The sequence below is a fragment of the Variovorax sp. P4_B11 genome (assembly GCF_056402355.1).
This window is the reverse complement of the sequence record NZ_JBFUHO010000017.1, coordinates 116,464-128,978: the sequence shown is the minus strand read 5'-3', so window position 1 is coordinate 128,978 and position 12,515 is coordinate 116,464. Positions and strand designations below refer to the sequence as shown.

General features: G+C 63.1%; 14 protein-coding genes and 2 pseudogenes. 8 read left to right on the top strand and 8 right to left on the bottom strand.

The annotated features are described in order from the left end of the window. The 3 genes from AC1DYD_RS17405 to AC1DYD_RS17395 all read right to left on the bottom strand — a co-directional run. Window positions 1–297, bottom strand: a 297-nt coding sequence (locus AC1DYD_RS17405; RefSeq protein ID WP_478173994.1) for a 3-keto-5-aminohexanoate cleavage protein, incomplete at its 3' end; no start/stop codon positions are given. Window positions 298–1,304: 1,007 nt separating this feature from the next. Beyond that, window positions 1,305–1,709 carry a hypothetical protein gene (locus AC1DYD_RS17400; RefSeq protein ID WP_478173993.1) on the bottom strand — a complete coding sequence of 135 codons (405 nt, stop codon included), beginning with the start codon at window positions 1,707–1,709 and terminating at the stop codon, window positions 1,305–1,307. Window positions 1,710–1,953: 244 nt separating this feature from the next. Beyond that, window positions 1,954–2,163, bottom strand: a complete 210-nt coding sequence (locus tag AC1DYD_RS17395; protein ID WP_478173992.1) for a hypothetical protein — start codon at window positions 2,161–2,163, stop codon at window positions 1,954–1,956. A gap of 1,084 nt (window positions 2,164–3,247) precedes the next feature. Between AC1DYD_RS17395 and AC1DYD_RS17390 the strand changes: the two genes are divergently transcribed. The 7 genes from AC1DYD_RS17390 to AC1DYD_RS17360 all read left to right on the top strand — a co-directional run bounded on the left by AC1DYD_RS17390 (window position 3,248) and on the right by AC1DYD_RS17360 (window position 7,472). Next, window positions 3,248–3,676 carry a CBS domain-containing protein gene (locus tag AC1DYD_RS17390; RefSeq protein WP_478173991.1) on the top strand — a complete coding sequence of 143 codons (429 nt, stop codon included), beginning with the start codon at window positions 3,248–3,250 and terminating at the stop codon, window positions 3,674–3,676. A 527-nt stretch (window positions 3,677–4,203) separates the two neighbouring features. Further along, window positions 4,204–4,647, top strand: a complete 444-nt coding sequence (locus AC1DYD_RS17385) for a hypothetical protein (RefSeq protein WP_478173990.1) — start codon at window positions 4,204–4,206, stop codon at window positions 4,645–4,647. A 38-nt stretch (window positions 4,648–4,685) separates the two neighbouring features. Then, entirely contained in the window at window positions 4,686–5,159 is a 474-nt protein-coding gene (locus AC1DYD_RS17380) for a hypothetical protein (protein WP_478173989.1), read from the top strand. A gap of 42 nt (window positions 5,160–5,201) precedes the next feature. Next, window positions 5,202–5,945, top strand: coding sequence for a TIGR02391 family protein (locus AC1DYD_RS17375; RefSeq protein WP_478173988.1), 744 nt, complete (start codon window positions 5,202–5,204; stop codon window positions 5,943–5,945). 128 nt (window positions 5,946–6,073) lie between these two features. After that, window positions 6,074–6,319, top strand: a complete 246-nt coding sequence (locus AC1DYD_RS17370; RefSeq protein WP_478173987.1) for a hypothetical protein — start codon at window positions 6,074–6,076, stop codon at window positions 6,317–6,319. Further along, window positions 6,316–6,936, top strand: a complete 621-nt coding sequence (locus AC1DYD_RS17365; protein ID WP_478173986.1) for a hypothetical protein — start codon at window positions 6,316–6,318, stop codon at window positions 6,934–6,936. Before AC1DYD_RS17370 ends, AC1DYD_RS17365 begins: the two co-directional genes overlap by 4 nt. Beyond that, window positions 6,936–7,472 carry a hypothetical protein gene (locus tag AC1DYD_RS17360; RefSeq protein ID WP_478173985.1) on the top strand — a complete coding sequence of 179 codons (537 nt, stop codon included), beginning with the start codon at window positions 6,936–6,938 and terminating at the stop codon, window positions 7,470–7,472. Before AC1DYD_RS17365 ends, AC1DYD_RS17360 begins: the two co-directional genes overlap by 1 nt. On the opposite strand, the gene AC1DYD_RS17355 is transcribed toward AC1DYD_RS17360, so the two are convergent. The 4 genes and pseudogenes from AC1DYD_RS17355 to AC1DYD_RS17340 all read right to left on the bottom strand — a co-directional run bounded on the left by AC1DYD_RS17355 (window position 7,452) and on the right by AC1DYD_RS17340 (window position 11,932). Next, window positions 7,452–7,724 (bottom strand): ScoMcrA-related endonuclease, encoded by a 273-nt coding sequence (locus AC1DYD_RS17355; RefSeq protein WP_478173984.1) that lies wholly within the window; start codon window positions 7,722–7,724, stop codon window positions 7,452–7,454. The two genes, AC1DYD_RS17360 and AC1DYD_RS17355, sit on opposite strands and share 21 nt — an antisense overlap. Window positions 7,725–7,883: 159 nt before the next feature. Further along, a pseudogene (locus AC1DYD_RS17350) lies at window positions 7,884–8,069 on the bottom strand (DNA-binding protein); the annotation flags it as partial. 762 nt (window positions 8,070–8,831) lie between these two features. After that, window positions 8,832–10,341 (bottom strand): annotated as a pseudogene (locus AC1DYD_RS17345) (FAD-dependent oxidoreductase). Between the two features lie 427 nt (window positions 10,342–10,768). After that, window positions 10,769–11,932, bottom strand: coding sequence for a PIN domain-containing protein (locus tag AC1DYD_RS17340; protein ID WP_478173983.1), 1,164 nt, complete (start codon window positions 11,930–11,932; stop codon window positions 10,769–10,771). Here AC1DYD_RS17340 and AC1DYD_RS17335 point away from each other — a divergent pair. Next, on the top strand, window positions 11,916–12,077 hold the full coding sequence (locus AC1DYD_RS17335) for a hypothetical protein (RefSeq protein ID WP_478173982.1): 162 nt from the start codon (window positions 11,916–11,918) through the stop codon (window positions 12,075–12,077). The genes AC1DYD_RS17340 and AC1DYD_RS17335 overlap by 17 nt on opposite strands. Here AC1DYD_RS17335 and AC1DYD_RS17330 read toward each other — a convergent pair. Further along, window positions 12,051–12,329 (bottom strand): hypothetical protein, encoded by a 279-nt coding sequence (locus AC1DYD_RS17330; RefSeq protein WP_478173981.1) that lies wholly within the window; start codon window positions 12,327–12,329, stop codon window positions 12,051–12,053. The genes AC1DYD_RS17335 and AC1DYD_RS17330 overlap by 27 nt on opposite strands. Between the last annotated feature and the right edge of the window lie 186 nt (window positions 12,330–12,515).

Sequence of the window (12,515 nt, the reverse complement as noted above, 5' to 3'; positions counted from 1 at the left end):
GGAGATCGATCCGCCCACTTGGATGATCATGTCGGGCACGGCCTTGCGCACGCCGGCGATCAGCTCGTTGAACATTGAAAGGCGCTTGGAGCCCTTGCCGTCGAGCTCGCGCACGTGCAGGTGCAGCACCGTGGCGCCGGCGTTGTAGCAGTCGACCGCCTTCTGCACCTGTTGCTCCATGGTGACCGGGATGTCCTGCGGGAAATCGGAAGGCACCCACTCGGGGCCGTAGGGCGCGGCGGTGATGACCAGCTTGTCCTGGTTCTCGGGGTACAGCGATCCGTCGAGGAAGTTCATGGTTCGTCCTTCTGTTGCGTGAAAAATGAGTTGAGAGCGGGGGCGGGTGGCGTCAGAGCGCCTCGGCGACCTCACAGACGAGAGAATAGGGATCGGAGCGCCTTGAAGCCCCCTCCTTGAGGGAGGGTGCCCCCACTTGATGGGGGTCTCACCGACCTGCATGGCACGCCCGATCTCGTTGTCGGAGAGGTTCCGCGCCAGCAATTCCAGGACCTCGCGCTCCTCTGGCTTGAGCACCACGCCGCGCGGGGCGGCCGGACGCGGCGCCTCGCGCTCTGGCAACGGCCGGACCGGCTGGCCGCGCCGCGCCGGCACGCCTAGTGCTTCGAGGATTGGGCTGGCAATGTCGGCTTTCCTGCTGCCAAACTCGACACTCGAATGTCGCTTTCGGGCCCATTGCGGGTCTACAGCGGACGTCGAAACTGCCCGGAAGCGGTCGTTGGATGTCAGATCCCACCTGCCAACAACTTTGAAAAAGCGGGTGGTGCAACTTTGAAAACGGCGCTCGCAAGCTGTTGATTTCCTTGGGTAACCAGGTGAGACAACCTTGGAGGAACTCAAGTTTGAGTGAGTTCGATCAAAGTTAGACCGGAATTCCATCAAATTTAGGGTCTAACTTTGACGACGGCGCGCGCAAGTCGTTGATTCGATGAGGAATCGGCCCACTGCGTGTCTGAACGGCGCCCGCCGTCCTGGAGCTTCAGAGAAAGCCGGGGCAGGGCAGGGCGGGTGCGACGGCGCGATCGCATTGAAGCGCGTGCGCACTGACCACGCGGCGATCAACAATGGGCAGCCAGCCGCTTCCGGCTAGGAGCAGTCCTTGACTGCTGTGGCAGGATTTTCGCTGCCGCCGCGGCTTGTGGCGGTCGACCGCACCTGCTGCAGCTTCCGGGCAGCAGGCTTGTCCGAGAGTGCGGGCTTCGGCGGGATGTGAAGGGCCCCACCAGGCGCGCAGAACGCCCCCCGATTGCGGCGCTGCGCGCATCCAGCGACCGCCGGTTCCCCGCCTATTTCCACTCGAAGAGCTGGCCGCTCGTGTTGCCTTGCGCATCGACCTCGTATTCGAAGACCGCCGCCAGGCTGTTCAGGCGCGCCCATTTGGGAGACGCGGTCTGGAAGTACACGGCGCCCCGGTAGCTCACGGCACCGTCCTTCCTGATCGTGCCCACACCCTGGCCCGTCCAGGTGCCGACATCGCCGTCCTTGCTCATGACGATGCCCTGGCCGTCTCCGAACAAGGAGCCATCGGGCCTCGCCGTCGCGGTGTACGTGCCGGTCTCCGTTTCGCTCACGCCCAGCAGCATTCCGCTGCCCTGGAATGAAGTCTCCATCTTCGGCCCGCCACCCGGATTTGGAAGCACCCGCTGCGCCGTCACCTTGCCCTTGCCTTCGCCAATCTTTTCGCCAAGCATTTCGCTCTCCTCTACAACCACCGGTAGTACGTTGGAATCACCGAAGCCGGGAGCCCAGCCGAGACGAACACCCCGTGTGCGCTCGTCCACGGCCCGGCCGCTGCATGGCTCAAATGGCCCCGCGTCCCGGCGAACCAAGGGCGCCACTCGAAAGGCCATGTTGGCTAAACATAGTCCCGCGTCCAGAGGAGTGCAAATATCAATATGACCATGAGGCCGCACCGCAGGCACTGGCTGGACCCGGTCAATCCGGACTGCGCACATGACCCTCAATTTCGTCACGCGCCTCCCCAAGCGTCAGGTACGCGCGAATCAGCGCCACCCGAATGACGTCTTGATGAGTGGGCGCATCAAAGCTCCGATCGCTGCTCAGCGAATCGGCGGATATGGCTGCGGCAACGAGTTGCACGGCTTGCGCGAAGCGCGCTTCCTCGATCGCGGATCTTTCGCTCATGGGCACCCTCCGACCACAGTCCTGACCGCACGCAACTATTTGTCCCGACGAGCGCTGGCAGTCTTGTCCAGCGGTTTCGGCGGAGCGTCCTCCGGCTTCTTGTAGTCGCCGATCACGCCTTTCACGGGGCAGATCGAGAACGCCGGACATTTCTTGCACCCGACGGCTATGGCAATCGGGCAGAGCGTCATATGAGTCATTGAACCTCCTTCTCGCGTGGCCGGCCGGTATGGGCGTTGGGCCAACACCCGATCAATGTACTCCCTGACAGAGTCCACTGGGGCCATCGTTCCACACACAGAAAATCTGCAAGCCCCCGACTCGGGACGCTACAAAGGCGTGCCTGCAATTCGTACAGCATGCTCAACAAAGAAGCCCTTGAGCGTCGATTCTCAAGGGCTTTTCTGTCGTGAACCGGTGCTCTGGGCCCGGTGGCGCCGCCGCGGGTGTGGCAGGATGCGGCCACAACCGGCCGTTCGTCGGTGATGCTCAATTCGCTCGGTTAGGCCTTTCATGCGTGTATTTCGATTTCTTCTTTTTCTTGTCTTTGGGTACCTTACAGCTTGGCTTGCCGCTTACTTCGCTGTCTCGAAGCTTCGTCCAGCGACTGCCCACGCCATTTTGTTTTTTGGTTGGCCTGTCCCAGGCGGTGATATCGCGAGCGCCGTTCTAACTTTTAGTTGGGCTTTTTTCCTAGCCATTATTGGCCTTGCGCTGGCTTACCAACGGGTTCGCAGTCATTCGCGGTCCTAACCCATCATTCAAGCGGGACTGGCGTAAGCCACTGGTCATCTTCGCCCAGTGGGTGACCCAACATTTCCCTGGTGCCTCGCTGATTTGGCGTCATGGATAGCTGGCTCCAACCGGCCAGAAGCGGTCTTACGGTCGAACCCCGATGCGGCCGCCCGCCAGCAACTGATGCAGCAACACTGGCAGAGCATGAAAAGCTACATGGGACAGATGCACGACCGATGGGGCATGGGGCATTCGATCTTCCCGACCTTCACGTCGGCCAACGCCTCGGCAATGGCGACCGGGCGCAGCTCTTGCGTAGGGCTTGCATCCAACCAAGTGGAGCGACCTTATGAAACCCGTCTCCGAACTCCTCAAGCGCCGCAACTCTGCCCCCTGGCGGATCGATCCGAACGCCACCGTGCTGGAGGCGCTCCAACTCCTGTCCGACTACGAGGTCGGAGCACTCATGGTGGTCGAGGACGGCAGGCTCGTGGGAGTGGTCTCCGAGCGCGACTACACGCGCAAGGTCGCGCTCCAGGGCAAGAGTTCGAAAGAAATGAGGGTTGCCGACATCATGACGCCCAACGTGATGACCGTGACGCCCAGCACCCACACGCGCGAGTGCATGACGATGATGAGCCAAAAGCGCATCCGGCACCTGCCGGTGGTCGAGGGCGCCCAGATCATCGGCATGATCTCCATCCGTGACCTGATGGACGACATCATCGCCGACCATGAGCAGACGATCGATCAGCTGCGCACCTACATCCAGAGTTGAGACGACCCCACGGCACCRACGGACCCCGGTCCCGGCTGGATCCACGGACGACATGGGCATGCGGCTWGCATGGTTCAACGCGAGCCTACAGACACCTTTGACCATCCGTTTCTGGTGCGCCGATTGTCTCCTCCACCCWAACTTGGTGGATTTTCCCCGAGGCAGTGCCTCGGGGATCTTCTTTGAGGTCCTAGGATGGTTCGCGCGAATGCGAGAGGACCCTCGCCATCAGACCACGCACATTCCCTTCAACTGAGACAGCCCGGCCCTGCAGGCCCTCGATTTCTCACAAGCAAGGTCGAGTATGCAGCGTTTGCGGTCCTTTGGTCCGATGGACATGAACGACCGCAATCTGCCGCTCTAGCGTCATTCCTGATGCCATACGCAGTTGTCGCTACCGGAAGGGCCCGCCGTAGCGATAGATCAAGATCGCGCCAGCCGCAGCATTGGAGCATTTCAAGGTCGGCGACCGACTTCGCTGCCGGGCGGGTGCTGAACCAGGACGCCGCGTCCTCGACAATATCGAGATGGCCACCTTCGTTCTGGATTCCAACGTCTTCAATCAATGGGCGCAGAACCTGTTGAAGCGCGAGCAGTTTCCCGACGACGCCGAGTTCGTTGTGACTCACGTTCAAATCGATGAATTGAACAACACGCCGGACCGAGATCGCCGAGCCCTGCTGCTGCTGAACCTCGCTCAGTGGCGCCCGACGCTGGTTCCAGTGGAGAGCATGGTCTGGGACGCGACTCGCTGGGACCACGCCAAGTGGAGCGACGGCGAGATGTACATCGCCATCCGCGCCGCGCTCGACGAGCAAGCCGAGCGACCCAACAACGTTCACGATGGCTTGATCGCTGAGGTTGCGCTCAAGAATGGCTTCACGCTGGTGACGGGCGATGGCGTGCTCGCACGCACCATCGAAGTGATGGGTGGGAAGGTCATGCACTTCAGGGTCAACAAAGCGGCGTAGCGCGTCTTCCAAGCGCGCCCTCGCCGTACGATCGCCCCATGGCAAAACTCAACCCAAACATCGACTATCAGAGCGAGCTTGATAGCCTTCGACAGATCTATGTCCAATCTCAGCCGCAGGCAAGGTTTGGGATCATCGCGCGCCGCATCAACCACGACGAGATCGGACCGGTTGCACTGTGCACGCTGGTCTCTGCTGTCGAGGCATTGGCACGAGCAGTGGTGGTCCACAGATCCGTGTCCCCCACCCTTGATCTGGCGACGAGCTACGAGAAGGAACGTCACGCCAAGCCTGAGGCATTGGTCGAGAGGGTGCTGACCTCGTTCGGAAAGGCGGCGCCCAGCGACTTCTTCGCCGAGGACACGTGGGAACTGTTCGGATACGCAGTCAAGTTCCGAAATCTCGTCATGCACGAGTGCACCTACCTGGGGCAGGACAAGTTCATATCGCTCATCGCCGCGACCCGCGATGTGCTGGACGCGCTGCGGGAGGTCTCCGGCCTACACGAGTGAGGGCGCCCTGGGCCCGAGGGCGCCGCCGACATCATTGCCGCCATGCTGATCTATGACCTCCTACCTGATCACGAACTGCTGCTCGCCTTGCCGCCCGAGGAGCTGGGCTGGTACCTGCTGCAGGTCGCGCGCACCGAACGTGCGCAGCATTTCCTCCACTTCCATCCCGGCGACTCGACACTGAACATCGGCAACTGGCCGTACCCGCCAAACCGGCAACGGGAGATCGAACTGGCGATCAACGAGGGCTGGAATTGGCTGCTGCGCACCGGCCTGCTGGTGCCGGCACCGGGCCAGAATGGCCGCAGCGGCTTCGCGATCCTGAGCCGCCGCGCCGAGGCCATCGCCGACGAAGCAGGCTTCATCGCATTCAAAGGCGCGACCGCGTTCCCGAAGTCACTGCTGCACTCGTCTATCGCCGACGAGGTGTGGATGGCGCTTGCGCGCGGCGACCTGGGCATGGCCGTGTTCATCGGGTTCCGAGCGGTGGAGATTGCCGTACGCGATGCGAGCGGCGCACCGCCGACGCTGGTCGGCGTCGACCTCATGCGGCAGGCCTTCGGCGCGAACGGTGTCCTGACCGACCAGTCGCAGCCGGCCGCTGAGCGTGAGGCGCTTGCCCACTTGTTTGCCGGTTCTATCGGCTCGTACAAGAATCCGCACTCCCATCGCACCGTGCAGCTCGATGACCCGGCCGAAGCGCAGGAGCAGGTCATGCTCGCCTCGCACCTACTGCGCATCGTGGATGCTCGCCGCCCGACCAGGGAGGCTGCCACCACGCTCTGAAGCCCGATAGGACCATGGCCATTGCCCTCCGGCGCGAATCTCTCTCAATCGGCCGCAATCGCCGGAAGCGATCGCAGACCGCCGGGGGAGAAACCGTAGTAGCTTTTTGGGGTCCGCATAATATGTAAATGCCCCACCTTCGCCACATCAGCGTCTTCGTCGACGAGCCCGACCCCGGTCACTTCCATTGGGTCCTGCATGAATCGACCGAGGACGCGACGGTCTGGACGGAGTTCGCGGCCAGCGAGCATTCCTACCCAATGTGGATCGACGCCTTGGATGCTGGCAACGTCGCTCTGCTAAAGCTCGTCACCGACGAGCGCATTGGGCCGCGCGCGCCCGGGGAAGACGAAGACGCGGCGCCGGTTGGTTGACGCACGACGCCAGCATGCCCGCATACCCTTTCGCGCCTCGCCCGAATCCGGATGGTTCGCCGACGACGGAGACCGAAGAGGAGTTCCGCGAGCGCGTGAATGCGTGCCTTGAGGTTCTCGACCCGCTGGACCGCAAAGAGCGGGCGGAGCGTCACATTTGGCTCGGCAAGCATCGGGCTAGCGTAGGCGGTCCGTATTGGGAGCGATCAGAGACTTCGGGGGTGATGCGGGAGGCTGTTGACAGCTACGTCCACGGCAACTTCATCTCGACGCTGGTCTTGGCGCTGGCCTATGTGGAGCATGTGCTCAACGACCGGCTGCCACCGCTGCTGCTGCCCTCCGGAAAGGTGAAGTCGAAGCCCACGATCACCGAGAGGATCGAGCAGGCCCGCGCGACGGGACCGTTCTCCGAGGAACTGCTCATCGGCGCAAAGATCCTGAGCGACTTCCGTAACCCGTTCATCCACCGGCGCAACGATGAAGACCCGGACACCTTGGGCCGGCGCGTTTGGAGCCGCAAGGAACACCCGAGGACGATTCTTGAGCATGACGCGCGCGACGCGCTGCAGGTGATGTACGGGTTCTTTCTCCACTCGTTCCAGCCACTGATCCCCTGATGGCCGACCCGATCTATCTTTTCAATGCGCAGGTGCTGAACGCGGTCGACGAGGCGCGCGAGGCGTTCAAGGACGCGGTCAAAGCCATGGGCATTCGGCGGTCGGCTGCAGGCAGCTACCTGAGTGGCGCCATGCTGCAGGAGGTCGGCGTGCTGGCCAGTACTTCGATGGCGCACGTTCGCACGAGTGCCGAAGCGGCCTTTGCGACCGCGTTTCAGGACAGCCTGTGGATCAGCGATGACGAGATCGCGCGCATGCTCGAAGCGGCGAGCAAGGCAATGGCTGAGGCGCGTGACGCGGGGCTTGCGCAACTGGCAAGCCTGGATAGGCTGCAACTACCGCGCGGCGCGCATGACGTCGTCGCAGCAGAAATCAACCGCGCGTTCGATGCCAACCGCGACCGTCTGTTGCTGCTCAGCCAGATCCGCAAACGCTCCGACCACACGTCCAAGGTCAGGCGCCTGCTCGGGCTGTTCGGATCGTTTGTGAAATCCATTGGGCGTTGGGTGCTCGGGTTATTTTTGCGACCCGGATGAGGAAGCGCGGGCCAGTGTGACGCCCCGGACGATCGCGGCCCTGTGCCCTATGGACACGGTCGCCTGCACTTCCGCCGCGCTCCGGTCTTCCCCGACGCGCACTACCTCGAAGCCAAGGCTCTGGAGTCTGGGAACGACGGTGGCCTCTCCGCCGGAAAAGTCAGCGGCCTTGAGCGCCCCTTCGCCGGGAAACTGATGGCCGAAGGCAGCCCCAACAATGGCCTTCGAGTCGCACAGGTGTTCGACTGGCACCTTCTCGTCAGCATTGCCGCGTGACCTTGTTCAGGGTCGCCACTGCAATGAATCCGCGCGCCTCTAACGCCGATCGCGCCGCCTGCGGCGGCGCCACACAGGCCCAGCATGGTGAGACCGTTCGTACGTACCGGCCGCCACTCGACCCACAGGCGCCGCGCTTTCGTCCTTGGGCGAGCCGCCGCCCAGTTGCTGGCGTACGCGCTCGATCGTCGGTTTGAGCCCTTGACCGAGCAGCGCGTCGGCCGCCTCGACCACTTCTTCCAGTTGCACACCGCGCGGCCCTCGCCGCCGGACCGGGACTGTTGGGTTGGACGCCGAGACGCCCGTGGTGCCTGGATTCATCGACAGCCTCCAATTGGGGTCGATAAGCGAAGATTATGGTGCCCAACCCCGCGGAATGCGTTAGACATCCAATGTATTGCGCGTAAATCATACGAGTAAGCTGGCCCGCGCGTGGCCTGCCCGAAAGACGCGGCCGAAGTGGCGCGCCAGCGTCCACTGGTCAAGTTCACGGTCACGACCGGGAGCTTTGAGCCTCGACCTCGCCGACGACCGAAGGCCCCTGCGTCGTGGTGCCCAGACGCGGCCAAGCGCTCCTCTCATGGCGCGAACCTTGAGCGAGGAGTCTTGTTCGGGAATGTCGAGAACAAGGACGCGTCTCCGGTGGAAAGCAGTCCTTCGCAGCGCACCGAGCTACGACTCAGATCGGCCAGAGCAGTCAGCATAACGCATTCACGCTGTGATCCCGATTGCGGTCAATCAGGTGCCGCGAAAATCTCAGAATCAACCGGCTCCAGGGTAGCGCAGACATAGCCCGCTCAAGCAGCTGGCGCCATCCCATTATCGAAGGCATGGGTTGGCCAAGGCGGGGAGCAACGCCTCAATCGTGCTGGCGATCCCAGCTCATCGTGCGCGATTGGTGTTGCAGTGCCCTCGCCGGGCTGCGCACTGCATCCGGCCTCAACGCGAAGCGGCAGATCGCTGGGCAAAGAGTCACTGAAACGCCACCGCCGTCGCCGCCGCCAGGACGGCAGGACCGACCGTCTTGACGACGATGCGCTGGATCACGCCGACCAACGCAATCCCCAGCCTGTACGAGAAACATCACGGGTGGCCCGGTGCCACGGTGTTCTCGAGTTCACGCTCGGCACGCAAGCTGGCCAAGTCTCGGCCGATCGTAGCGACGGCGAGCACCTGGTCGCCCTGGCAGTAGCGCACACTGCAGTCGCGCGCCAAAAGCGATCCGTCGATCTCGATCGCATCCCAGCGTTCGGCATGGCCCACGTACTGGATGGTCACGTCGTAGTGCTGGCTCCAGAAGAACGGGCTGATGTCGAAAGGCTGGCGCCAACCGAGCATGTTCAGCGCGGCGACCTGGCCCTGGCGCTGCGCAAGCGCCCAATGTTCGACGCGGATGCGTTCGCCCGAATGCGGATCGGGCCAGCGTGCGATGTCGCCGGCCGCGAAGATGCCCGGTGCGCTGGTCTGCAGGTAGGCGTCGACGCTGACGCCGCGGTCGACCGCGAGCCCAGCTTGCTCGGCCAGCACGACCGACGGCCGTACGCCGACGCCCGCGACGATCAGGTCGGCGTCGATCACAGTGCCGTCGGCCAGGCTGGCGCGCTTGCCGTCCACGCGCGTCACTGTCGTGCCCAGATGAAAGGTCACGCCGTGCGACGTATGCAGGTCGCGCACGAACGTGCCGAGTTCCGGGCCGAGCACGCGCTGCGTCGGGGGCCACGACGTGCACCTCGAGACCGCGACTGCGCAGGGATGCCGCGACCTCGAGGCCGATGAAGCTCGCACCGATCACGAGCGCCGAGCGGGCCGATGCCGCCCGCGCAACGATTGCACGGCTGTCGGCGAAGTTGCGCAGGCTCAGCACCTGGCCCGCCGCTGCGCCGGGCACCACGAACTGCACCGGGTCGGCGCCGGTGGCAAGCAGCAGCGCTCCGAACGGACATTTCGTGCCACCAGCCACGCGCAGCTGGCGTGCCGCCACGTCGATCGCCTCGACTCGCGTGTTCAGCCGCAGGTCGATGCGCTGTTCCCGATACCAGTCGTCAGGCTTCAGCGGCATCCAGTCGGCCTGCGCCGTGCCGGCGAGGAAGTCTTTCGACAGGTTCGGCCGGTCATACGGCGGGTCGACGTCGGCGCTGAGCATCGTGAGGCGGCCTTCGTACCCTTCCCGCCGCAACCTGTCGGCGGCCGCCAAGCCGGCCCCGCCGCCACCGACGATGACCACATCGTCCAACGGCGCGTTCTTGCGCGAACGCGGTGCAGCAACGATGCGCTCGCGGGCGAACACGCGCCCGCCGACCTGCTCGACGCGCCAGGCGGGCAGGTCGTCGAGTGCCGGCGCGCAAAGCGCCGAGCCGCTGCGGATGTCGAACTGCGAGTGATGCATCGGGCAGTGCAGCACATGCCCGCAGATCAGGCCGTCGGCGAGCGCCGCGTGGTAGTGCGTGCACTGCGCGCCGATCGCGTAGAACGCATCGCCTTGGCGCAGCAGGAGCGCGTCTTCGCCGTCGATCTGCCCAGACAGCATCGCACCTTCGGCGATGTGTTCGAGCTGGACGCCGGCTTTCAGGTCGGGTGGGGAGGAGTCGGTCATGGTCGTGGGGGTGGGTTGCGCCAATCCAGACGCCGAAGGCACGAAGGAAGCCAGCACAGTACTCGCACAGCGCGGGGTGTGCAAACCCCCGGTCGGCGTGAACACTCTCGTGACCGTCTTTGGACGATTGGCCCATCGCGTTGCTCCGAGGCGGCTCAGGCACACAGCGCCGTCAGTTGCGAGGGGCTTGGGAAACCGCAATCTGCGGCCTGCCGCCCTGCCCTGCTCACCCGTACTTCATACCATCCAGTCAGACCTATCGTGATAGGAAGAGTTATCGCGATAGGTGCATTTTTTCATTCGGTCGTTGAACCGAGACGACGTCCGCTTTGCGCCACTTCTTTCCTGGCGCGATGGTGGCGCCGTCGCGAGATACAAAAGCGCTGTTGACCGCGAGTCCGAACGGCGGCGCTTGCCGCTGGGCTATCTAAAACGGCAGGTCGTCATCGTCATCGAACAACCCGTCAAAGCTTCCTGCATAGGTCACAGCGAATGGGCGCGGCACCTTGCCGCTCGAAGGTGGATCAAACGGAGCCTTGCCGACATCGAGGGCGATCACGGGATTGGCCAGATCCACAGTGACGTTCCACGCATCGACTTCGTCTCGCAGGAGTTCACCAGAGCACTCGAGGAAGACCTTAATCTCCGCGGCATGCTCCAGTGCCGCTTCACCGCTGGCGACCTCCTCTCGGTCGCCAGCACCACCCTTCGAAATGGCGCCCTCGATCGTGACGTCGACCAGAGTGTCCACGACGATCTCTGCGACGCACTTGTCGGCCTCCGGCGAAGTCAACCACAAGCCCACGCCGTCGGATTTCGGCTCGATGCTTGTGAACTCGGCGTTCCTAACGTGCACGTGGACATGGTGGTTAAGTATTCGCCATGGTCTAACGGACCACTGAATGTTTGGGATGCTCGACTTGAGGGAGGACCTAATGGCTCTGCGAAGCTCCGAATTCGGACGATCGATCTCCGCCACGATTTTTCGTCGGATCGCCAGCGCCTCGCTGCTGGTGTGCTCGAAGAGGGACGTGAGCTCATCGAGCGACACGGCGCAAAAGAGATGTGGCGACTGGGCGGCGAAGGCTTTCCACCCCTCGTCCTTCGACACAATGATGAGCTGGATGCCGCGGTGCATGGCGAAGTCCTCCAACGTCACCAGGATCGCCGCATCTGGAAACTCGTGCTTTTTGTCCTTGCCTCCCCCGAAGGGCGGATGTGAATTGAAGTAGCTGTCGAAGATCCGGTCCGCCAAGCCGACCATTGAGAGGTCCAAGCGAACACCGCCAAAACTGTTGATGAACCTATCGACCTGCTGGTCGAAAAACGCGCCGGCAACTTCGATTGCATCCTCAGCAACCATCGGCTCGGAACTTCCGAACCCCGGACCGCCATGCCGGCGGAGCTCTGCGTAGCCTGCTTTGATTTGTTGCTCGGCGCGAATGACATGTGCAGCTCGATGATCGAATACCTCCTGCTCGACGATGCCTGGCATGACCAGCTGGAGCCAAGTCGGAAGCTGGCTCGCAAGCAGCCTCAACACCCCCTTGTCGAACTTGAAAGAGGCGGCCTCGATGATCGACGTGTCCAAGGAAAAAGCTCTGAGTCGACGGCTGGTGACGGCGCTTGGCGGTGGAAGTCCGGACGGCATTCTTGTGGTCCTGCGGGGCGGCTGGTTTCTGATCGACGGCTCGCACCGCCGCTGGTCATCACCATACTCGATGCACGCCATGTAGCTGCGTGCGAGGTGGGCGGTGGCTCGAGCGCGGCAACGCCGGCCGATACAGCCGCGCTTCGAGCTCTTCGTCGGAGAGCTTCTGGGCGAGCGCCCAGTCCACGCCTGCCGCGCGGGCGAGCGAGACGTACTTGCCCGCGGCGCTCTTGGAGATCTTCAGCGCGCGGCCGATGTCGTTGTAGCTCAGGTCTGCCTGCAGATGCAGGCGCAGTGTCTCTCGGATTCGGCGCATCGTGATTCTGTTCGTGGGCATCAGGCTTCACCGCAAAAGGCGATGAGCTTGAGGCCTGGTCAAAAGATCACTCGCGCGCTTCCCAAATCGTCCAGGATCGCGCTGAAACAGCGTCCACGATCAGCCTGAAACGCCGTCCACGATGGGCTGAAATACGCACATCTCATTGAAATCTTGCAGTTCCCGCACCGGTAGCGTTCGCATGTG

Excerpts from the sequence above, each read along its gene's own strand:
- AC1DYD_RS17400 (WP_478173993.1), bottom strand. The coding sequence starts at position 1,709 with ATGCTTGGCGAAAAGATTGGCGAAGGCAAGGGCAAGGTGACGGCGCAG.
- AC1DYD_RS17395 (WP_478173992.1), bottom strand. The coding sequence starts at position 2,163 with ATGAGCGAAAGATCCGCGATCGAGGAAGCGCGCTTCGCGCAAGCCGTG.
- AC1DYD_RS17390 (WP_478173991.1), top strand. The coding sequence starts at position 3,248 with ATGAAACCCGTCTCCGAACTCCTCAAGCGCCGCAACTCTGCCCCCTGG.
- AC1DYD_RS17385 (WP_478173990.1), top strand. The coding sequence starts at position 4,204 with ATGGCCACCTTCGTTCTGGATTCCAACGTCTTCAATCAATGGGCGCAG.
- AC1DYD_RS17380 (WP_478173989.1), top strand. The coding sequence starts at position 4,686 with ATGGCAAAACTCAACCCAAACATCGACTATCAGAGCGAGCTTGATAGC.
- AC1DYD_RS17375 (WP_478173988.1), top strand. The coding sequence starts at position 5,202 with ATGCTGATCTATGACCTCCTACCTGATCACGAACTGCTGCTCGCCTTG.
- AC1DYD_RS17370 (WP_478173987.1), top strand. The coding sequence starts at position 6,074 with ATGCCCCACCTTCGCCACATCAGCGTCTTCGTCGACGAGCCCGACCCC.
- AC1DYD_RS17360 (WP_478173985.1), top strand. The coding sequence starts at position 6,936 with ATGGCCGACCCGATCTATCTTTTCAATGCGCAGGTGCTGAACGCGGTC.
- AC1DYD_RS17335 (WP_478173982.1), top strand. The coding sequence starts at position 11,916 with ATGATCGACGTGTCCAAGGAAAAAGCTCTGAGTCGACGGCTGGTGACG.
- AC1DYD_RS17330 (WP_478173981.1), bottom strand. The coding sequence starts at position 12,329 with ATGCCCACGAACAGAATCACGATGCGCCGAATCCGAGAGACACTGCGC.